General features: G+C 73.6%; 18 protein-coding genes. 11 read left to right on the top strand and 7 right to left on the bottom strand.

What is annotated here, in order from left to right:
• Positions 1-162: 162 nt before the first annotated feature.
• From HNR25_RS24565 to HNR25_RS24550, 4 genes are all read right to left on the bottom strand, one after another.
• On the bottom strand, positions 163-939 hold the full coding sequence (locus tag HNR25_RS24565) for a sirohydrochlorin chelatase (RefSeq protein WP_184640331.1): 777 nt from the start codon (positions 937-939) through the stop codon (positions 163-165).
• Positions 940-950: 11 nt separating this feature from the next.
• Entirely contained in the window at positions 951-1,643 is a 693-nt protein-coding gene (locus HNR25_RS24560) for a phosphoadenylyl-sulfate reductase (RefSeq protein WP_184640329.1), read from the bottom strand.
• The gene (locus HNR25_RS24555; protein ID WP_184640327.1) at positions 1,640-1,846 is read right to left on the bottom strand and encodes a hypothetical protein; all 207 of its coding nucleotides are present in this window, start codon (positions 1,844-1,846) and stop codon (positions 1,640-1,642) included. The genes HNR25_RS24560 and HNR25_RS24555 overlap by 4 nt, the downstream gene beginning before the upstream one ends.
• A gap of 121 nt (positions 1,847-1,967) precedes the next feature.
• Positions 1,968-3,647: a nitrite/sulfite reductase gene (locus HNR25_RS24550; protein ID WP_184640325.1), complete on the bottom strand. Its 1,680-nt coding sequence runs from the start codon at positions 3,645-3,647 to the stop codon at positions 1,968-1,970.
• Between the two features lie 446 nt (positions 3,648-4,093).
• Between HNR25_RS24550 and HNR25_RS24545 the strand changes: the two genes are divergently transcribed.
• The 4 genes from HNR25_RS24545 to HNR25_RS24530 all read left to right on the top strand — a co-directional run bounded on the left by HNR25_RS24545 (position 4,094) and on the right by HNR25_RS24530 (position 9,460).
• Positions 4,094-5,296, top strand: coding sequence for a YihY/virulence factor BrkB family protein (locus tag HNR25_RS24545; protein ID WP_312862774.1), 1,203 nt, complete (start codon positions 4,094-4,096; stop codon positions 5,294-5,296).
• A 54-nt stretch (positions 5,297-5,350) separates the two neighbouring features.
• The gene (locus HNR25_RS24540; protein ID WP_184640603.1) at positions 5,351-6,115 is read left to right on the top strand and encodes an HNH endonuclease family protein; all 765 of its coding nucleotides are present in this window, start codon (positions 5,351-5,353) and stop codon (positions 6,113-6,115) included.
• Between the two features lie 1,066 nt (positions 6,116-7,181).
• Complete coding sequence (locus tag HNR25_RS24535) at positions 7,182-8,591, top strand: hypothetical protein (protein WP_184640321.1); 1,410 nt, start codon at positions 7,182-7,184, stop codon at positions 8,589-8,591.
• Positions 8,592-8,617: 26 nt separating this feature from the next.
• The gene (locus HNR25_RS24530; protein ID WP_184640319.1) at positions 8,618-9,460 is read left to right on the top strand and encodes a hypothetical protein; all 843 of its coding nucleotides are present in this window, start codon (positions 8,618-8,620) and stop codon (positions 9,458-9,460) included.
• A gap of 91 nt (positions 9,461-9,551) precedes the next feature.
• Here HNR25_RS24530 and HNR25_RS24525 read toward each other — a convergent pair whose 3' ends face one another.
• Positions 9,552-10,826, bottom strand: a complete 1,275-nt coding sequence (locus tag HNR25_RS24525) for an MFS transporter (RefSeq protein ID WP_312862773.1) — start codon at positions 10,824-10,826, stop codon at positions 9,552-9,554.
• 209 nt (positions 10,827-11,035) lie between these two features.
• Here HNR25_RS24525 and HNR25_RS24520 point away from each other — a divergent pair, with 209 nt between their 5' ends.
• Together HNR25_RS24520 and HNR25_RS24515 are read left to right on the top strand one after the other, a co-directional pair.
• The gene (locus tag HNR25_RS24520; protein WP_184640316.1) at positions 11,036-11,602 is read left to right on the top strand and encodes a GNAT family N-acetyltransferase; all 567 of its coding nucleotides are present in this window, start codon (positions 11,036-11,038) and stop codon (positions 11,600-11,602) included.
• 184 nt (positions 11,603-11,786) lie between these two features.
• Positions 11,787-13,109, top strand: coding sequence for a phosphoribosyltransferase (locus tag HNR25_RS24515; protein ID WP_184640314.1), 1,323 nt, complete (start codon positions 11,787-11,789; stop codon positions 13,107-13,109).
• A 189-nt stretch (positions 13,110-13,298) separates the two neighbouring features.
• Here the strand turns inward: HNR25_RS24515 and HNR25_RS24510 are convergent, their stop codons facing one another.
• Both HNR25_RS24510 and HNR25_RS24505 read right to left on the bottom strand, forming a co-directional pair.
• The gene (locus HNR25_RS24510; protein ID WP_281387821.1) at positions 13,299-13,598 is read right to left on the bottom strand and encodes a WhiB family transcriptional regulator; all 300 of its coding nucleotides are present in this window, start codon (positions 13,596-13,598) and stop codon (positions 13,299-13,301) included.
• Between the two features lie 533 nt (positions 13,599-14,131).
• Positions 14,132-14,782 (bottom strand): MBL fold metallo-hydrolase, encoded by a 651-nt coding sequence (locus tag HNR25_RS24505; protein WP_184640312.1) that lies wholly within the window; start codon positions 14,780-14,782, stop codon positions 14,132-14,134.
• Between the two features lie 314 nt (positions 14,783-15,096).
• On the opposite strand from HNR25_RS24505, the gene HNR25_RS24500 reads away from it, so the two are divergent.
• From HNR25_RS24500 to HNR25_RS24480, 5 genes are all read left to right on the top strand, one after another.
• Entirely contained in the window at positions 15,097-15,504 is a 408-nt protein-coding gene (locus HNR25_RS24500) for a YccF domain-containing protein (protein ID WP_184640309.1), read from the top strand.
• 167 nt (positions 15,505-15,671) lie between these two features.
• A complete protein-coding gene (locus HNR25_RS24495) occupies positions 15,672-17,063 on the top strand; it encodes an AI-2E family transporter (RefSeq protein ID WP_425579694.1) in 1,392 nt (463 codons plus the stop codon).
• A gap of 160 nt (positions 17,064-17,223) precedes the next feature.
• Positions 17,224-18,822 carry an ABC-F family ATP-binding cassette domain-containing protein gene (locus tag HNR25_RS24490; protein ID WP_184640307.1) on the top strand — a complete coding sequence of 533 codons (1,599 nt, stop codon included), beginning with the start codon at positions 17,224-17,226 and terminating at the stop codon, positions 18,820-18,822.
• 211 nt (positions 18,823-19,033) lie between these two features.
• The gene (locus tag HNR25_RS24485) at positions 19,034-19,240 is read left to right on the top strand and encodes a helix-turn-helix domain-containing protein (protein WP_184640305.1); all 207 of its coding nucleotides are present in this window, start codon (positions 19,034-19,036) and stop codon (positions 19,238-19,240) included.
• A gap of 321 nt (positions 19,241-19,561) precedes the next feature.
• Positions 19,562-20,386 carry an enoyl-CoA hydratase/isomerase family protein gene (locus tag HNR25_RS24480; RefSeq protein WP_184640304.1) on the top strand — a complete coding sequence of 275 codons (825 nt, stop codon included), beginning with the start codon at positions 19,562-19,564 and terminating at the stop codon, positions 20,384-20,386.
• The last annotated feature ends 135 nt before the right edge of the window (positions 20,387-20,521 follow it).

Raw genomic sequence — 20,521 nt, 5'->3', positions numbered from 1 at the left:
GTAAGGAAGCTCCGGCAGCGGGGCGCCAAGCGGGGGCAGGAGTACAGGTTCCGAGCTGGCGCCCACCGGGCCCACGCACCGCCGGTGCGGCGCGGCGCCCGCCGTCGGGTGATCCCACGCCCGCCGCCGATCGCCGGCGGGAGGGGCCGCGATCTCGCGCGCCTACCGCGCCGCCGCGTCCGGCACCGGTACGCGGCCCAGCGCCTCGTCGTAGCGGCGCAGCACCGCCTCGGCCACCTCGGGGGCGTCGCCCAGAGCGGGCGAGACCGCCTCCGCGCCCGCGGCGAAGGACCGCTCGGCCACCCGGTCGGCGAAGTAGCCCGGTGCCAGCAGGTAGCCGGCCACGGCCACACGCGCGGCGCCCTCGGCACGCAGGGCGGCCACCGCCTCGCCGGGGTCGGGGGAGGCCGCCGACGCGAACGCCGGAACCACGCGCTCCCAGGGACCGCGCCGCCACAGGTCGGCGGCGGCGCCGGCGATCACCGCGTTGGCGTCGGCGTGGCTGGACCCCGCGGACGCCAGCACCAGCGACGTCCCCGCCCGGCGCGCCCGGGGCGTTCGGGCCAGGCGCCGCTCCACCGCGTCCAGCAGCAGCGGGTGCGGCCCCAGGGTCGAGCCGTAGTGCACCCGCAGCCACGGGCACGACTCCCGCACCCGGTCCAGGACCGAGGGCAGGTCGACTTTGCTGTGGTAAGCGGCCGTCAGCAGCGCCGGCAGCACTACGGCCTCACCGGCTCCCTCGGCCGCCAGCCCGGTCAGCGCATCCTCGGCGCCCGGCGCCACGTGGTCCAGGTAGGCCACGCGCACGTCCAGGCCGGGCCGCATTCCGCGCACGCGCTCGAACAGCGCCTCGACGGCCCGCGCCGAGCGCGTGTCCGCGCTGCCGTGGGCCACCGCTACCAGCGGAACGTCCGCACCGCTCCGCGCTCCGTCGCTCATCCCGGCCCCGCTCAAACGTGTATGCCGCACTCGGTCTTGTTCATCCCCGCCCAGCGGCCGCTGCGCGGATCCTCGCCCCCGGCCACCCGCCGCGTGCAGGGGGCGCAGCCGATGGACGGGAACCCGTCGTACTGCAGCGGGTTGACCAGGACACCCTTCTCCTCGATGTAGGTGTCGACCTCTTCGCGGGTCCACCGGGCGATCGGGTTGACCTTGACCATCTTCTTGCGGCGGTCCCACTGGACCACTCCGGTGCCGCGGCGGGTGGCGGCGTCGTCGCGGCGCAGGCCGGTCAGCCACGCGTCGTAGGGCTCCAGCGCGCGCTGCAGCGGTTCCACCTTGCGCACGTGGCAGCAGATTCCGGGGTTGCGGCCGTGCAGCCGCGGGCCCAGGTCGCGGTCCTGCTCGGCCACGCTGCGCTGCGGTTCGACGTTGATCAGATTGATGGGGTAGACGGACTCCACCGCGTCGCGCGTGCCGATGGTCTCGGCGAAGTGGTAGCCGGTGTCCAGGAAGATGACGTCGATTCCGGGGACGACCTGGGAGGCCAGGTCGACCATGAGTGCGTCGGCCATGGAGGAGGTCATGCACAGCCGGTCGCCGAAGGTCTCGGAGGCCCACTGGATGATCTCCTGAGCGCTTGCGTCTTCCAGTTCGGCCGCGGCCCTGTCCGCCAGGTCCTGGCCGTCCAATGTGACGTTCATGCGTTCCCATCCGTCGGTGTACGGCCGCTGTCGGGGCCGCCGAAAGCGGCCGAGCGCAGGCCGATGAACTTCACCCGGAACACCCGCGCGCAGGCCAGGCAGGCCCAGGGGTAGCCCGCGCCGGCTTCGCCGTCGTCCTCGTGCGGCATCAAGTCCTCGTCCCCGCAGTAGGGGCAGTAGTGCGGGGCGGCGCGTTCGCTCATCGTGTGTTCCTCACCCCTGCCGTCGGGTCGCTCACTCGGTCCGGGCGGCGGGCGGTCCCGCCCCGGCCGCGCAGCGCTGCACGGCCGGCGCCGGCGCTCGCGGGGCGCCGGCATCCTGCGCTCACTTCAGATCGCCGTCCTCGGCGCGGGCGGCCCACGAGGCGAACGACTCGTCCTCCTCGCGCCCGTCCAGGAAGCGCCGCAGCACCCGCTCGATGTAGTCGGGCAGCTCCGCCGAGGTGGTCTTGAGCCCGCGCACCTTGCGTCCGAAGGAGGGGGTGAGCCCCATGCCGCCGCCCAGGTGCACCTGGAAGCCCTCGACCTGCCGGCCGTCGGCGTCGGTCACCAACTGGCCCTTGAGCCCGATGTCGGCCACCTGGATGCGCGCGCAGGAGTTGGGGCAGCCGTTGAGGTTGATGGTGACCGGCTCGGGGAAGTCCGGCAGCCGGCGCTCCAGCTCGTCGATCAGCTCCGAGCCGCGGTCCTTGGTCTCGACGATCGCCAGCTTGCAGAATTCGATCCCGGTGCAGGCCATGGTCTGGCGGCGGAAGACGCTGGGCCGCACCTGCAGGTCCTCGGCCTCCAGCGCCGCCGTGATGGAGTCGAGCCGCCGGTCCTCGACGTCGAGGACGACGAGCTTCTGGTCGGCCGTGGTGCGGATGCGGTCGGAGCCGTGCTCCTCGGCGATACCGGCGATGCGCGAGAGCAGCGTGCCCGACACCCGTCCCACGCGCGGCGCGAAGCCGACGTAGTTGCCGCCGTCGCGCTGGGGGTGGACGCCGATGTGGTCGCGCTGCTGGCCCTCGCGCATATCCACCTCGGGACCGTCGGGCAGCGCATAGCCCAGGTACTCCTTTTCGAGCACCTCGCGGAACGCCTCCGGCCCCCAGTCCTTGATCAGGAACTTGATGCGGGCACGGTGGCGCAGGCGCCGGAAGCCGTAGTCGCGGAAGACCGCGGTGACGCCCGCCCAGACCTCGCTGACCTGGTCGGGGCGCACGAAAGCGCCCAGCCGCTGAGCGAACATCGGATTGGTCGACAGCCCGCCGCCCACCAGCAGGTCGTATCCGGGGGTGCCGTCCGGGCCGACCACGCCCGCGAAGGACACGTCGTTGATCTCGTGGTTGGTGCAGTACGCCGAGCACCCAGAGATCGAGGACTTGAACTTGCGCGGCAGGTTCGAGAACAGCGAACTGCCGACGTACTCCTCGTTGATCTGCTGAATCTGGGGGGTGGCGTCGACGATCTCGTCGGCGTCGATGCCGGCCAGGGGGCAGCCCAGGATCACGCGGGGAGTGTCGCCGCAGGCCTCCATGGTCGACAGCCCCACGGACTCCAGCTTCTCCCAGATCGCGGGGACGTCCTCGACCCGGATCCAGTGCAGCTGGACGTTCTGCCGGTCGGTGACGTCGGCGGTGTCGCGCGCGTAGGAGGTGGAGATCTCGCCGATGGCGCGCAGCTGGGCCACGCTCAACTGGCCGCCGTCGATGCGGACCCGCATCATGAAGTAGCGGTCGTCGAGCTCCTCGGGCTCCAGCACCGCGGTCTTGCCGCCGTCGATGCCGGGAGCGCGCTGGGTGTACAGGCCCAACCAGCGGAAGCGGCCGCGCAGGTCGGCGGGGTCGATGGAATCGAAGCCGGCCTTGGAGTAGATGTCGATGATGCGCTGCTGGACGTTCAGCCCGTCATCGTTCTTCTTGTTCTCTTCGTTCTTGTTGAGCGGTTCCCGGTAGCCGAGGGCCCATTGGCCCTCGCCTCGGCGCGGCCGGGCGCCGCTCGTCGATGCGGACGTGGGAGGCATCGCGGGGTCCTCCGAAGCGATTGCGCGGGGCGCAGAGGGCCGGCGCGCACCACAGCGGAACCTCGCTGTCCGGCACGTCGTCGTGAATCCGGAAGGAGCGGTGGTTCGGCGTGGACCAACGTCGGCGCCGCTTGCGCCCCTGGAGATACGGGCGTGGAAACAGAAAGCGGCGGGGTCAGCCGACGTTGCGACAGATGGCGCTGCGAACTCGAAGGAGGTCTACGTGGCGGCGCACGCAGAGCATCGGGTCCAGGACAGCCATCATGTCTTCGACAATCGCATGCCGCAGACCCGGTTGTCCAGATACCGCCCGCGCCCGCGGCCGTGAACCTCGTCACGCAGCGGGCGGTGCCGGTTCCCGGCACCGGTCACGGTCGGCTATCGAAGAGCGCTTCGAGCGCGCCGCAGGCGGGGCGCCCGGGACCGGTGCACCTAGGTTGGGCAGAGTGTGGGCTTGGTGGAGTCGGACCGCGGAAGCCGCCCGAGCGCGGGCGGCGGCCTGGCGTGCGCGCCACCCGGTGCCGGGCGCGCTGGCCGTGCTCCTGACCCGCACCGTGCGTTCCGTCTCGCGTACGCGCGTGGTCGGGCTGGCCGCCGAGTCGGCCTTCTTCTCCCTGCTGTCGCTGCCGGCGCTGCTGCTGGGGCTCGTGGGGACGCTGGGCCACATGGAACCGGTCCTGGGTTCCGACACCGTCCGGGAGATCCGCGGCTGGATGCTGGGCCTCGCCGCCTCCGTACTCACCTCCGACACCGTCGGCTCGCTCGTCGCCCCGCTCGTCGACGAGTTCCTGGACGGCGCGCAGGGCGGGATGCTCTCGGTGACCTTCGTCGTGTCGCTGTGGTCGGGATCGCGCGCCATGAACGTGTTCATCGACGCCATCACCATCGCCTACGGACTCGACGAACTGCGCGGCTACATGGGCCGCCGCGTGCTGGCGCTGGTCGCCTACCTGGGCGGGCTGCTGTTCGCGCTGCTGGTGCTTCCGGCACTGGTGGCCGGACCCGACGTCGTGCACCGGCTGCTCCCGGCCACCGTCGGCTACCTGCACCTGCTCTACTGGCCTCTGGTGTGCGTCCTGTCGACGCTGGCGGTGGCCATGCTGTACATGCTGAGCACCCCGGTACGCACACCGCCGTGGCGCTACCTGCCCGGTGCGGTGGCGGCGATGCTCATCCTGCTCGTCGGGTCGGCTGTACTGCGCGTGTACCTGGACGCCTCCTTCGGGCAGGTGACCATCTACGGCTCGCTGGCGGCGCCCATCGCCGTGCTCGTGTGGCTGTGGGTGATGGCGCTGGCGGTGCTGATCGGATCGGCGCTCAACGCCGAGACCGACGCCATGTGGCCGACCCCGCGCACCGCCGCGGCCCGCGCCCGGATCGCCGCCCGGCGCCACGAGCGGGCCCGCCGCATGGTGGAGCGCCGCGAAGCCGCGCTTCAGGCCACCGGCGCGCCCGGTGATGCGCTGGTCGAGACGTCGGCGGAGATGGCCGCGCGCATGTGGCGGCGGCTGAGCTGGGGCGAGGGCCGCGACGGCGAGGAATCCGGCGAAGCCCGAGCGGACGCTCCGCCCGCGGAACCGGGGGACGGCGGGCACGGGCCGGCCCACCCCCGCGGGGACGGTCGGCAGGAGCCTGGGGCATCCTCGTAGGAACCGGCGCGTTCCTCCCGAATCCCCATACTCCGCGCCGGCTGGGTGGTCACCATGGTCTGCGCTCCCGGTTCCGTCGGCGGGGTCGCCCGCCGGCGGTCGCGCCGCGCCGCCGGCGCCGCCGCGCTCGTCCTGGCGCTGGCCGGCTGCGGCCTGCTGCCGCCGTCGGACGTCGACACCGGCGGCCCGTCCGGCGCCGAGTCGAGCGCGCCGTCGAGCCCGCCCGCCGACGGGCCGTCGGCGCCCGGGGCGGGGTCCGCCGCCCCGCCCACCGCCGAACGCGTCGAGCAGGCCCGGTCGCGCCTGCAGGACGCCGAGGTGGGCCCCGAATCCTCCGGAGCGGACTACGACCGCGACGCGTTCGGCTCCTCCTGGGTCGACACCGACGACAACGGCTGCCGGACCCGCGACGACGTCCTCGCCCGCGACCTGAGCGACACCCGCACCGACGAGGACTGCGGTGTCTCCGAGGGAGTGCTGGAGGACCCCTACACGGGGGAGCGGACCCGTTTCTCCGCCGAGGCGCCGGCGGAGGTCCAGATCGACCACGTCGTCCCGTTGGCGCTGGCCTGGCGGACCGGGGCGAGCGAATGGGACCGCGACACGCGTGTGGAGTTCGCCAACGACCCCGACAACCTGCTCGCCGCCGACGGCCCGGCCAACCAGGCCAAGAGCGACTCCGGGCCGGGGGAGTGGCAGCCGTATCCGGCGTTTCGCTGCACCTACGCCCTCACCTACGTGGATGTGATCGACGAGTACGGTCTCCGGCTGCCCGCCGACGACCACGCTGCCCTGGAAGAGGCGCTGGCGGACTGCTGAACCGCCCCGCAGCCGCGCCCCGCCTTTCCGCCCCGGACCCCCGGCCCCGGACCCCCGGTTCCGGGGCGGGCGCCGCTGCGCACGCTCCAAACCGGGAGCGAGCGGCCTTTGGCTTCCGCTCCCCGGGCTAAAACCCGGGGATTCCTACGGCGGCCGGATGTGGCCAGAACAGACCCGCAGGGCCGACGACGGCGGATGCCCCGCGGCCGCCGGTGTGCACCGTCGTGCGCACACACGCTGCGACGCAGGCCGCCGTGCGCGGCCCCGCGGAACGATCCGGCGGCGCCGCGGCCGCCGTCGCCCGCTGCGTACCGGGGGCGGGGGCGGCGGGGCGGAAGTATTATCGCCGTGGCGCGACCTTACTCCCTGCAGCAGGCCGACCCCGCAAGGCGGCCGGCTCCGGCGGCGGTGCCCTCCGCCTCCGAGCGCCCGGCACGACAGCATCCCTTAGCGGCGGAACGGGATCGGCCCCCGCAACGGGTTCTCCCGCCTGAAGGCGGGGCGCACCCGCCGGGGGCGAGGCCCGCCGTTACCAGCACCGGCCGACACCCGAGGGAGGTGACCCCGTTGGCTCCGTTGCACACAGGACAGCAGACCCGCCAGGCCGTGCCTCCTCAGCGGCCTGCTCCGGACCCCGGCCGGGCAGACACCCCCGGGAACAGGGACGAACGGGAGCCGGGCGCCCCGCGGCCCCCGGTGCGGAACACGTGCGAGAGGAGGCCGCGGCGCTTCAGCCGGCGGGGCGCCGCCCCCGACCGACCCCCGGTCAGGGAGCAGCACCGTGAGGTGCACCCGGACGTGTTCGTGCGCGACCGGCACCACGGGTTCCCGAGGTTGCGTATGCCCCGCACCGAGGCGTTCTCCGGCATCGCCGCCGGCGGCGGCGGACGGTCACGGCTACACGAACCGGCCCGAAGGCAACACCACCGGAAAGGAGGAAGCGGCGTCCTCCCCGGCCTGACGACCGGGGTATCCGCCGCAGAACCCTGATGACCGCAGCGCCTCCACCGCCGCGTCCGCCGCAGGCGGTGCCCGCCGGTGCGGCCCCGCGCTCCCGGAGGAGGCCGTGAGTGAACCGGCGCCGCACAGCAGTCCCGTGATCCTGGTCGTCTCCGCCGACGAGCGCAGCGCCGAGGTCACCGTCGAGCGCCATACGCACACGGTCGTCGGCACTACGCCGAAAGAGACGCGCAACGCCGCCCTGGACCGGGCCGCCGCGTACGCCGCCCACCTGGGCAGGCCCGTTCTGGTCGACGCCCGCGACGGCAACGGCCTCTGGCGGCTGACCGTCACCCCCGCCGGCGTCGTGCGCGCCGCCGGCGGCACCGAGGCCGCCCGGCTGAGCGGGAAACGCACGTCCACGCGCGGCAGGCGCATCGCCCTGGCCGCGGCCGGCGCGGTCCTCGCCGCGGCGCTCCTCGCCGGCGGTGCTCTCGCCGCCGTGCGCTACGGACCCGAACCGCGGCCCGACACGACCGCCCCTGCCCAGGAGCAGCACGCCGCGACCATGCAGACACGGCAGGCGCCGCCCGGGTTCACCCGGGAAGCGGTCTGGCGCCGGACCATGCACGCCGACACACGGCCCGACGTCGCCCCCGGCGGCGAACGCGCCGCCTACATCGACACCGGCGGCCGACTGAGCGTCGTGGGGCCCGACGGTGAGCCCGTATGGCGGGCCGACCTCCCGATTCCCGCCGACGACGTCGCGGGCTCGCCGCGCTTCGTGCACGCGGGCGCCGGTACGGCCGTCGCGGTGGTCGGCGGCGGAGCACTGTGGCTGTGGCCGCCCGACGGCGGCACCCCGGAGGAGATCGAACTCCCCGAAGGCGCCGACGTCAGCTTCGCCGGCGGCGCGCCGCTGGTCATCGCCGGCGGCCGTGCCTCGATCCCGATCGACGGAGAGCTCGCCTCCGTCGACAAGCCTCAGGGGACCGGCGCGGTGCTCTCCGACGGCGAACAGGTGCTGACCGCCGTCGTGCAGGGCCCGTGGATCTGGGTCGCACCCGACGGCACGAACCGGAGCGTCCAGCCCCGGCCGCCCGAGGGCGCCGGCGCCCTCCACGAGGTCTACACCGCCGGCGGCGGCCGCGTCGTCGCCGCCTGGAGCCTGCCCGGCGAAGACGACCGGGTGCTGCTCGCGTTCCACGACTGGTCGGACGGTTCGGTCGCGGCCGCCGCGGAAGCCCCGTTGGAGGGCCTCCGCGAAGGCGCGTACGTGCACAGCTCCGGCGCAGCCGCCTTCGGCCCCGTCGTCGCCGATCCGCAGGCCGGCGACGCCGACGCCCTGGAGGGGTTCGGGGCCGTCAGCGCCGCCGGCGACACCGTCTTCGGCGCCGTGGGCGGCGGTGCGGTCGCGGCCACCGCGGGCGCAGAGCCGATCGAACTCGAGGGCGACGTCGCGCGGCCGTGGGGGCTGCTCGGCGGCCGCGCGGTCGTCGTCGCCGACGGCGACCTGTACGCCCTCGTGCCCGAATAACCCCTTGATAAGCGGAATGGAGCGATATGTCCTGGAAACCACGTGCGATCGGCGTGGCCGCGGCCGGCTTGATTGCCGCGGGCTTCGCCGGCGCACCGGCCTACGCCGGCACCGCGGACGCGGATGCGGCCCCCGACGCGCAGGAGGCCGTCCCGCCGACTGCGGAGCAGGAGGAGCAGGTCGTCGAGCCGGAGGTCGGACTCGTCGGTGCGGTGGAAGGCGCCGGTGTCCCGGCCCGCGCCGCCGACGAAGCCCCGGAGCCCGCCGACGAAGACCCGGAGCCCGGCGGCGGGGGTGAGGGCCCCGGCGATGGTGATGGCGGGGGTGAGGGCCCCGGCGATGGTGATGGCGGGGGTGAGGGCCCCGGTGACGGTGATGGCGGGGGTGAGGGCCCCGGCGATGGTGATGGCGGGGGTGAGGGCCCCGGCGATGGTGATGGCGGGGGTGAGGGCCCCGGCGATGGTGATGGCGGGGGTGAGGGCCCCGGCGATGGTGATGGCGGGGGTGAGGGCCCCGGCGATGGTGATGGCGGGGGTGAGGGCCCCGGCGATGGTGATGGCGGGGGTGAGGATCCCGGCGATGGTGATGGCGGGGGTGAGGGCCCCGGCGATGGTGATGGCGGCGGTGGCGACGCCGGCGATCCGCCCTCCGGCGCCGGAAACGGCGGTGGCACCGGCGCCGGAGACGGCGGGAGTACCGGTGGCGACGTCGGTACCGCGACGGACAGCGCCTCCTCCGGCGCCGCCGGTGGCGGGAACCTGCCCACCACCGGCGTCGACCTGACCGGCTTCGTCCTCGGCGGAGCCGTCGCGACGGGTATCGGCGCGGTGACCCTCTACGCCACCCGCCGCCCGGCACAGGTGGAGTAGCCCCGCACGGCTCGGCCGCTCCCGGCCCGGCGGCCCCTCGGGGCGGGAGCGGACCCGCGCCTGCTCTCCGGCGACGGCGTCCGGCCCGGCTTCACGCCGGTGCGGCCCGGCCGTGCGCGCCGTTCCCGCGGGACGGGCGCAGCCCCGTCGCCAGAACGGCGGCGAGCAGTCCCGCCACGGGAATCAGCCACAGTCCCGCCGTCAGCGAAACGGTGTCGGCGACCACGCCGATGAGCGGCGGCATCCCCAGAAAGCCGATACGGGCCAGCCACGCCGCCAGCGCCACGCCGTGCCCGCCGGCCAGTCCCGGGATCTCCCCTGCGGCCGCCAGGGAGAGCGGGAAGAGCGTTGCCACACCCAGCCCCATCAGGCCGAATCCCACAATGGCGCCTACAGGTGCCGAAGTCAGCAGCGCCAGCGCCATGCCCCCCGCGGCCAGCAGGCCGCCGGTGCGCGCCACCGCCACCGCGCCGAACCGGTCGGTGATGCGGTCCCCGGTCAGTCGCCCGACCGTCATCATCGCCTGGCAGGCGACGAACGGGAGGCCGACCAGGAGCAGCGGCGCAGCCAGTTCGTCGCGCATGTAGACCGCACCCCATGAGGCCGCGGAGTCCTCGACGGCACCCGCCATCATCAGCAGCACGCTCACTACCAGCAGCATCGCCAGTGAGCGCCCGGGGATGCGCCACCGGCGGAGCGCGCCGCCGACGGGGCCGCCCTGCGCACCGGCGGGCCCACCCCCGGTCCGCTCGCCGGTTCCGGAGGCGGGGGCGTCGTCTTCGGGCCCCGGAAGCAGCAGTCGCGCGATCGTCAGAACACCCGCGATCAGCAGGGCGGTGACCGCGGCGATGTGGGCGGCGACGGGCACACCCCATCCGGCCATCGCCGAACCGACCAGGCCGCCGCCGACCGCGGCGACGCTCCAGAGGCCGTGGAAGGTGTTGATGATGGAGCGTCCGTAGCGGCGCTGTACGCGCAGTCCGTGGGCGTTCATAGCCGAATCCATCCACGCGTCCATCCAGCCGACGCAGAACATCCCCAGCGCGAACACCCACCAGGCCGGCGCTGTGGCTACGACCGGGAGCACGCAGGCCAGCACGGCCCCGGAGGCCACCGCGATCCGGCCGCTGCCGAAGCGGGCGATGAGCGGACCCGCGAGCATTCCGGTGGCCAGGGCGCCCAGCGGCATGGCGCCGATCCCGGTGCCCAGCTGGGTGTTGGACAGCTCCAGTTGCGACTTGATGACCGGAAGCCACGGCACGATGTTGGCGTAGGCGAAGCCGTTGGCGAGGAAGAGGACCACCACCGCCGACCGTGCCCGGCGCGCCTGCGCGTCCGCCCCGCGGGCCGTCTGCTCGACCGCCACCGAACCTCCCCCGTCATCGGATCTTTGGGCGCCCAGCGCCGCGGGAAGCTTATGCCACCACCCGTCGCGGATGCGAAGGGGTTGTGCCGGGGGCCTTCTCGCCTTTACATAGGACCTCCCGGCCGATTCCGCCGGCCCCCGGCCGTTGCGGCCCCGACCGGCCGCGCCGGGACCGCTCATCCGACCGACGACCCCCGGGAGCCCTATCGATGATCGACTTGAGCGCGTTGCGCGAGAAACCCACCTTGGCGGGTGAGCGCGTCAACCTGGTTCCGATCTCGGCCGAGCACGCCGACGGCTTCTTCGAGTCCACCCGCGACGAGGAGGTCCGCAGACTCACCGGATCCCACCGGCGGCCCGGTTACGAGGAGGTCCGGGAGTGGTGCGCCACCCGGGCCGACCAGTTCGACCGCCTGGACCTGGCGATCATCGAGGAGCCCGGCGGCCGGTTCGTGGGCGCCCTGGCGCTGGAGGACGTCGACGTCGACAACCAGAGCGCCGGCTACCGCATCGCGCTCTCGGCGATCGAGTTCACCGGCCAAGGGATCGGCAAGGAGGCCACCCGGCTCGTGCTGGACTACGCCTTCAACCGGGTCCGGCTGCACCGCGTCTGGCTGAACGTCTACGCGTTCAACATGCGCGCCATCGCGGTCTACCGCTCCTACGGTTTCACCGTCGAGGGCCGGCTGCGCGATGCGCTGCTGTGGGACGAGCGCCGCCACGACGCCCTGATCATGGCCGTGCTAGAAAGCGAATTCCGCGGCGCGGGCGACTGATTCCGGACGACCGAGGGCACCGGCCGCGCGAACGCCGCCGGCGGGATTCGCCCGGCCGGGGAGGTTGGCGCACGAACGCGTGCGGGTATGCCTGTAGCACTTTCCGCCGTGCGCGGTGCACGATCCGGACCACGAGCGGCGTTTCCGCCACGCGGCGGCGATGAGGTGGAGCGCCGGAGAGCTTATGAGCCCGCTGCCTGTTTCACTGCCCTTCACCGACCGCTCCGAGGCCGGGCGCGGCCTCGCCGAGCGGGCACGCCCGTATCTGTCCGAGGATCCGGTGGCGCTGGCGCTGCCCCGCGGCGGGGTTCCGGTCGGAGCCGAGCTCGCACGGCTGCTGCGCATCCCGCTGGACGTCGTCGTCGTGCGCAAGATCGGGGCGCCCGGCCACCCGGAGCTGGGCGTGGGGGCCCTCGCCGAGGACGGCCACGTCTGCTACGACGACCGGGCGCTGGCCCGCATGCGGCTGACCCGGCGCGATCTCGACGACACCGTCGCGGCCGAACGCAGCGAGCTGGAGCGGCGCCTCGACGCCTACCGTGGCGCGAAACCGGCGCTCGACCTGCGCGGACGCGACGTCATCGTCGTCGACGACGGCGTCGCCACCGGCGGCACGGCCCGAGCCGCCCTGCGCGCCGTGCGCCGCCGGGGGCCGTCCCGGCTGCTGCTGGGAGCGCCGGTGGCCGCCCAGTCCGCCCTCGACGCGCTGGGTGAGGAGGCCGACCGCATCGTCGCGCTCACCGTCCCCGACAACTTCCGCGCCGTCGGGGAGTGGTATCGCGACTTCCACCAGCTCTCCGACGACGACGTGACCGCGCTGATCGGCGGATCCGCAGACACTCCGGCCCCGCCCACCCGCGCGGTGCGGATCCGCGCCGGCGATGTCGGCCTCGACGCCGAGCTGAGCGCGCCGCCGGGTATGTGCGCGACGGTCGTCGTCGCGCTGGACCAGGGCTGCGCGGCTCCGGCGCAGCGTGCGCTGGCCGATGCGCTGGGCCGAGCGGGATATGCGACTCTGCTGCTGGACCTGCTGACCCCGGACGAGGCGGCCCGCCGGCGCGACGCCCGCGACTCCGGGGGCGGCGCCTCCGAAACCGGCGAGGTGTCGGCGGCCGAGGCCGCCGAGCGGCTCGCGGCGGCGGTGGCCTGGCTGCGCCGCTCGACCGAGGCCGCGCAGGGGCGGGTGGGGGTGCTGGGTTCGCAGCAGGGCGTCCCCGCGGCGCTCATGGCTGCGGCGGCCAACCCCGCCGACATCGCCGCGGTGGTGCTCGACGGCGGGCGCCTGGACTCCGCGGCCGAGGCCCTGGCCGACGTGCGTGCGCCGGTACTGGCCCTGGTGCAGGGGTCCGACTCCTTCGTGCGGGAGCTGGCCGAGTGGTCGCTGGGCCGGTTGGGCGGGCCCGGCGAGATCCGCCACGCCCCCGGCGCGGAGGGGCTGATCGCCGGAGCCGCCGTGTGGCGCCAGGTCGGTTCGGCGGCGGCCGAATGGTTCGGCCGCTACCTGTGAGCGCGTCCGCGCGGACGTCCGCCGGCGGACATCCGCGCGCGGGTTCGCGGGAGCGCACAAACCCGCGGCGCCCTCGACGGGAACCGTCGGGGCGCCGCGGGTTAGCGTGGCCGGGGGCCGCTGCAGAGAACTGTCGTCTCGGGTCGGAGTACGCCTCGAGTCCAGCCCGGAACGGGCGGAGGGACCGGATCAGGCCGCGTTCGCGCGACGCATGCGGCGCCGGCGCTCGGACGCGCGCTCGTCTTCGTTCAGGCCGCCCCACGTGCCGTACTTCTCGGGTCGCGAGATCGCGTAGTCGAGGCAATCGGTACGGACCGGGCACTGGGAACAGATCTCCTTGGCCTTGCGCTCGCGGATCTCCCGCTCCGGCTGGCGCTCGCCGTCGGGGCCGAAGAAGAGCACAAGGTCCTCGCCCCGGCACGCGGCGGCATCCTGCCACCCCCAGCTCGGGCGGGGGCGCAGCGTGGCCTGCCGGCGTACCTGAGACATGGTTGAACCACCTCTACTGAAATCACTAGTAAGCTGTTGGGAAGACAGGGTTAGAAAAAGCAGTCATACGTCATAAGCGTGAGCAACCCCGCACGGCATGAACGCCATGCGTAGCGTCGGTGTTCCCCGGTGTGGTGCAGACCACGGCGCCGAACCGCCGAAACCGGCGGGGCGCTCACACGAAACGGCCGGGGAGGCGGTGCCGCCCTCCCTGCGAGCCGGTACGTAATCATGCCATCCCCACTCCCGCTCGCGCACGGGGGGTGGGGAAATTACTCGCTCAACCGTTACCGGAACCGATCGAGGATGACCAAAGTTTGGTCTTATGTCCGATTTCAGTAATGATCCGCGAGGGGCCGGTCTGTTCAACCGGATGCCAATCATCGTATTGATCGAAGGCGCGCCTGCCTAGGGTCGCGGCGTGATGAGCCGATCACATTACGGTCGAGATCGCGCACATGCGTTCGCCGACCGCGGCGCCGCGGCCGCGGCCCGTCGGGCGCACCGGCGCCTGCCGGCGCCGGGGACGCGGGTCAGACCGCGTCCGCGGTTCCCGGCTCGACGCGCGTATAGGCCACGCCGGGCACGAGCCGCTCCAGGTTCTTCGCGTAGACGCCGACGCCGGCGTCGTTGAGCAGGCCGTCGTGCACGGCCAGCGCCTTGGGCGGGTGCACCTCCCGAAGGTAATCGATCACCTCGGACACCTTCGACCACGGCGCGTTCACCGGCAGCAGCAGGGTCTCGACCGGGTCCTCGGGCACGGTCAGCGCGTCGCCGGGATGGAACACGGATCGCTCGGAGTCGGCCACGCGGAATCCGACGTTGGTGACCACCGGGATGTCGGGATGGATGACGGCGTGGCGCTCGCCGTAGACGTGGACGTCGAACCCGGCCGCGCTCACCGTGTCGCCGTGGGCCACGGTGTGCACCGCAGCGCCCGAGTCGCGCAGTTCCTCCAGCTGGACGGCGATCCCCGCATGGGTGTAGATCTCCAGACCGGGCTTGGCCGAGGCGGCGGCGCGCAGCCGGTCGAGATCGAAGTGATCGGGGTGCTCGTGCGTGATAGCGACGGCGTCGGCGCCCACTGCGGCGTCGGGCTCGCTGAAGACGCCCGGGTCGACGACCAGGGCGGCGCCGCGGTGCTCCAGGCGCACGCAGGAATGTCCCAGCTTGGTGATACGCACGAGGCCGATCTTAACGCGTCGGGGCGCCCCCGACCCAAACCGGAGCACCCGAGCGGTGGCGAACGCCCTGCTCATACGCCATTCGGGGCGGCTCGCCGAAAGCCGGTCCGCATTCCGGTGCCCGACCGGCACAGCCCCCGGGTGTCGCGTGCGGGCCCGTGCCACCCGGCGGCCTCGCGCGGGGATTTCGGTACCGCGGGCAGGAACGGCGGCCGGTCGCGGGCCGTCGTAGGGGAGAGGCCGCCCGGCCTCGTCGACACCCCGGCCGCCGCCCGGCTGCCGGGCAACGGACCCGGAAGGGATGCGAACCCCCAGTGGCACTGCTCCGCCTGCTCCTGAACGTCGTTTGGCTGGTCGTGTCCGGGCTGTGGCTGGCCCTGGGCTACGTCGTCGCCGGCATCGTCTGCTGCCTCCTGGTCGTCACGATCCCGTTCGGCGTCGCGTCCTTCCGCATGGCCAACTACGCACTGTGGCCCTTCGGTCGGGACCTCGTCCGCAGACCCGGCGCCGGAGCGGGGAGCACCGCCCTCAACGTGGTCTGGCTGATCGTCGCCGGATGGTGGCTGGCGCTGGGCCATATCGCCGCGGCTATCGGGCTCGCGGTGACGATCATCGGCATCCCCCTGGCGTGGGCGTCGCTGAAGATGATCCCCGTCGCCCTGGCACCCTTCGGCAACGAGATCGTGGAAAGCGACCGGTACCGCGAGCCGTGGCAGCTGTGAACGCCGCGGCGCCCGTGCTCCGGGCCGGAACCGGCCCCGACAGGCCCCGTGCCGAAAGGGCGGTGCGCGACCGCCGCGATGCGGTAGCTTCGGCTGACCGGCCGCGCGGGGCGGACGGGAGCGGACCAGCGGCGGCAGCCGAGCGAAAGTAGGGGGACGATGTGCGTGTGACACGGCCATGGGAATGGTCGCTGCTGAAGCGCGGGCGCAAGCCGCGCGGCGGATCCGCCGCGCCGGTCGAGCAGCCTTCCCCGCCGCCGGCGACCGCGGCCGAGCCCGCCGCCGAGCGCGACGGGGTGCTGGTGCGGATGGGCAACATGTCCTGGCGGCTGCTGCTCATCGGCGTCGTGGCGGCGCTGATCCTCTACGGCCTGGTCTACATCAGGATCGTCACCATCCCGGTGATCCTGGCGGTGTTCGTCACCGCCCTGCTCATGCCCTCCGCCAACTGGATGCGCCGCAAGGGCCTGGGGCGGGGCTCCTCCACCGCCGTCGCGTGCGTGGGGGCCCTGGTCGTGCTGTCCGGCGTCATCACGATGATCGTGCAGCCGGCCGTCTCCGGCTTCTCCGGGCTGGTCGACAGCGTCCAGCAGGCCGTCGACGACCTGCCCAGCTATCTGGAGACGTTCGGACTCAACCCCGATCTCGCCGGCACCACCATCGAGGCGGCCCAGAGTGAGCTGCGCTCCCGGATGCAGGAGGACTGGTCGCAGTGGGTCAGCCAGGCCTGGGTGGCGGGCACCACCGCGCTGGAGATCCTGTTCGGCCTCCTCCTCATGATCGTGCTGACGGTCTACTTCGTGCACTCCGGCGACCTGCTCATGGAGTGGGTGCGCTCGCTGTTCCCGCGCCGGTCGCGCGTCTCCATCAAGGCCGCCTCCGAGGTCGCCTACGGGGTCATGGGGCGCTATGTGCGCGGTGTGGCCCTGGTCGGCCTCATCGACGCGGTGGGCATCGGCCTGTTCCTGGTCTTCCTGATCGATCCGGGACTGGCCATCCCGCTCGTGGTGCTCACGTTCATCGGCGCGTTCCTGCCCGTCATCGGCGCCTTCCTGACGGGGCTGCTGGCGGCCATGGTCGCCCTGGTCACCGAAGGGTGGATCATCGCGGTCCTGGTGGTCGCGGTCGTCGTGGTCGTCCAGCAGCTGGAGAGCCACGTCTTCGCGCCGCGCGTCTACGGCAAGGCGCTGGACCTTCCCTCCGCGGTGGTCCTGCTGGCCATCACCGTCGGCGGGATCATCGGCAGTGTCGCCGGGATGTTCTTGGCCACCCCGGTCGTGGCGGTGCTGGCCGCACTGCTGCGCAACCGCCCGCTGGTCCGCCCGGCCGCGGCCGGCGACTCCGGCGGGGCCGCCTCCGCAGGCGCGGCGGCCCCGTCCGGACCGGCCGGATCCGCGCAGCCGGATCCCTCCCGGGCGCAGGCGGCCCCGGGCGAGCCGACCGGGGCCGCACCGTCGGGCCGGCCGGATGCCGGAGCCGACCGGGAGCGGGCCCGAGGGTCCGCCGGAGTGAGTGCCGCGGGCGCGCGGGGCCGCGGCGGGCGGGGGCGGTCGGAATGAAGGCGCAGCGGAGCACGTTGCCCCGCGACGGGCACTAGTCTGGGGCGGGTGCGCGATCGTCCGCGCCCCGCTTCCGTGCGGTCGGCCGGGCCCGGTGCCCGGCCGCCGATCGTCCGCACCGTCCGCCCGCACCGCCTGCCGCCAGAAGGTTTCCCGTTCCATGCTGATCGCCTCTGAACTCGAACTGCGCGTGGGCTCCCGGCTGCTGCTGGAGCCCACCACACTGCGCGTCGCCGCCGGCGACCGCGTCGGGCTGGTGGGGCGCAACGGCGCGGGCAAGACCACTCTGACCAGGGTGCTGGCCGGCGAGGAGGCCGCCACCTCCGGCGACGTCACCGCCGGCGGATCGGTGGGCTACCTGCCCCAGGACCCCCGTGCCACCGACCCCGAGGAGCTCGCGCGCGACCGCATCCTCTCGGCCCGCGGCATCGACGACGCGGTGCGGCGCATGCGCCGGGCCGAAGAGCGCATGGCCAGCGACGACGCCACGACCCGGGAAAAGGCCGCGGGCGCCTACGCCCGGGCCGAGGAGCACCTGCACATGATGGGCGGCTACGCGGCCGAGGCCGAGGCCGCCTCCATCGCCAGCAGCCTCAAACTCGACGAACGCGTGCTGGACCAGCCGCTGGGCACGCTCTCCGGCGGCCAGCGGCGCCGCATCGAGCTCGCCCGGATCCTCTTCAGCGGCGCCGACACGCTGCTGCTGGACGAGCCCACCAACCACCTCGACGGCGACTCGATCGTCTGGCTGCGCGACTTCCTCAAGGAGCACCAGGGCGGCCTGGTGGTCATCAGCCACGACGTCGAACTGGTCGAGGACGTGGTCAACCGGGTCTTCTACCTCGACGCCAACCGCTGCGTCATCGACGTCTACAACATGGGCTGGCGCGCCTACCAGGTGCAGCGCGAGGCCGACGAGCGCCGCCGCAAGCGTGAACTCGGCAACGCCGAGAAGCAGGCGAGCGCCCTGGAGAAGCAGGCCGACCGCTTCCGCGCCAAGGCCACCAAGGCGCGGGCCGCCCACCAGATGGCCAACCGGGCCGAGCGCATCCGCAACTCGGTCCAGGGGGAGCGCCAGAGCGAAAAGGTCGCCAAGCTGCGCTTCCCCGATCCGGCGCCCAGCGGGCGCACCCCGCTGACGGCCAAGGGGCTGTCGAAGTCCTACGGGTCGCTGGAGATCTTCTCCGGAGTGGACCTGGCGGTCGACCGCGGCAGCCGCGTGGTCATCCTCGGTCTCAACGGTGCGGGCAAGACGACGCTGCTGCGGCTGCTGGGCGGGGTGGAAGAGCCCGACACCGGCGAGGTCGTGCCCGGGCACGGGTTGCGGATGGGCTACTACGCCCAGGAGCACGAGACGCTGGACACCTCCTGCTCGGTGCTGGAGAACATGATGAACGCGGCCCCCGACCTGCCCGCGGTCGAGGCGCGCCGGACCCTGGGTTCGTTCCTGTTCACCGGCGACGACGTCGACAAGCCCGCGTCGGTCCTCTCCGGCGGCGAGAAGACCCGGCTGGCGCTGGCCACGCTGGTGGTCTCCAGCGCCAACGTGCTGCTGCTGGACGAGCCCACCAACAACCTGGACCCCGCCAGCCGCGAAGAGATCCTCAACGCGCTGCGCAGCTACAAGGGCGCCATCGTTCTGGTCACCCACGACGAAGGCGCCGTCGAGGCGCTTTCGCCCGAGCGGGTCATCATGCTGCCGGACGGGACCGAGGACCTGTGGAGCTCTGAGTTCGCCGAACTGATCACGCTCGCCTGAGCCGCGGTGCGCTGCGGCGGCCGCCGGGACGCACGCCCCGGGGCCGCGGTTGTCGTGCACGTGGTTTCGGTCGCGTATTGGGTCCGACCGAAAACGGCGACGCGCTCCGCGGCGGGGCCGCCCCGGCGGTTGCGGGTAGCCACCGGCCCCCGCATGGCTGATCATGGGCATTTCACTGTCGCGTTGATCACCACGAGCACGGGAGGAAGCTGTGGCCGAGACCCTGAAAAAGGGCACCCGCGTGACCGGCACGGAACGCTCGGAGCTGGCGAGCGAGCTCAAGAGACGTTACGACGATGGCGAAAGCATCCGCTCGCTGGCGGCCGCTACAGGCCGCTCCTACGGCTTCGTGCACCGGTTGCTGACCGAGGCCGGGGTCACCCTCCGCGGCCGCGGAGGCGCCACCCGCCGCGGCTAGCGCCGCCGCACCCTCCGGACCCCGTCGGACGGACGACCGGGCCGCTCACCGGCCCGAGCGCTCCGGCGCAGCCGATCGCCCCTCCGCGCGGCGCCCGCCACCGCGAACCGCGTCCCCGCCCATCACCGCACGGGCCTGCCCCGGCCCCGGCGGGAACGCACGGGAATGCCCCCTGTTTTCGCACGGCGCCCCGCGGAGGGCGCTGCCCGCCCCGGACGAGCCCCGCGCGCCGGCCGCCCCCGCCCGCGCTTAGGCTGGCCGGCGTCACATACGGGTGCCCGCGGCCGCCGCGCCGCGGGACGACGAGGTGCGGAGGTGCGCATGGCTGAGGCGGACGGGTTCGCCGGCGGCGATCTGGAGAAGGCGGGGCTGCGGCTGTCGGTGGCCGGCGAAGTCGCCACGGTCACCCTGGCGCGTCCCGAGCGCCGCAACGCGATGACGGGGCACACCTGGCAGGCACTGGCCCATGTCGGCCAGATGCTGCCCGAGGCTGTCCGTATTGTCATCGTCAGGGGCGAAGGATCCACGTTCTCCTCGGGCATCGACCTCAACATGTTCCGGCCCGGCGGAGTCGCGGGCGAGACCTCGCTCATGGACCGCGTCGCCGACGGCAGCGCCGACGACGCGGAGCTGGACCGGGTCATCGCCGACTACCAGGAGGGCTTCACCTGGCTGCGCCGGCCCGACATCGTCTCCGTGGCCGCCGTGCGCGGCCACGCCATCGGGGCCGGGTTCCAACTCGCCCTCTCCTGCGACCTGCGCGTCCTCACCGACGATGCGCAGCTGTGCATGAAGGAGCCCGCGCTGGGCCTGGTGCCCGACCTCACCGGCACCAAGCCGCTGGTCGACCTGGTCGGGCCCAGCCGCGCCATGGAGCTGTGCCTGACCGCGCGCTCCGTCTCGGCCGCCGAAGCCCGCGAATTGCGCCTGGCCGAGCTCGTCGTCGAGGACGCCGAGCTCGACGGTGCCGTCGACGACCTGGCCGCTGCGCTCCTGGCGGTGCCCCGCGAGGCCGCATCGGCAACCAAGGGCCTGCTGCAGGGCGCATCCGCGCGAACGCTGCAGGAGCAGGCCGCCGCCGAGCGCCGCACGCAGGCCGGCCGGCTCAGGGCGCTCGCCGCCCAAGCCGCCGAAACCCGCGGCTGAGTCCGGCCGACCGCCGGGCCTCCCCGCGGCGGGAGGCCCGGCGGGCCGCCGGGGCCGTCGGATGCGATCCGAATCACCGTCCTGACAACCCGCGTCGTGCACGGATCGCGAGCGCGAGCTAGTACGCTGCACGAG

The sequence above is a fragment of the Streptomonospora salina genome (assembly GCF_014204715.1).
GTDB lineage: Bacteria > Actinomycetota > Actinomycetes > Streptosporangiales > Streptosporangiaceae > Streptomonospora > Streptomonospora salina.
Note: the sequence above shows the minus strand (reverse complement) of the source record. Positions and strands in the feature narration are given on the sequence as shown.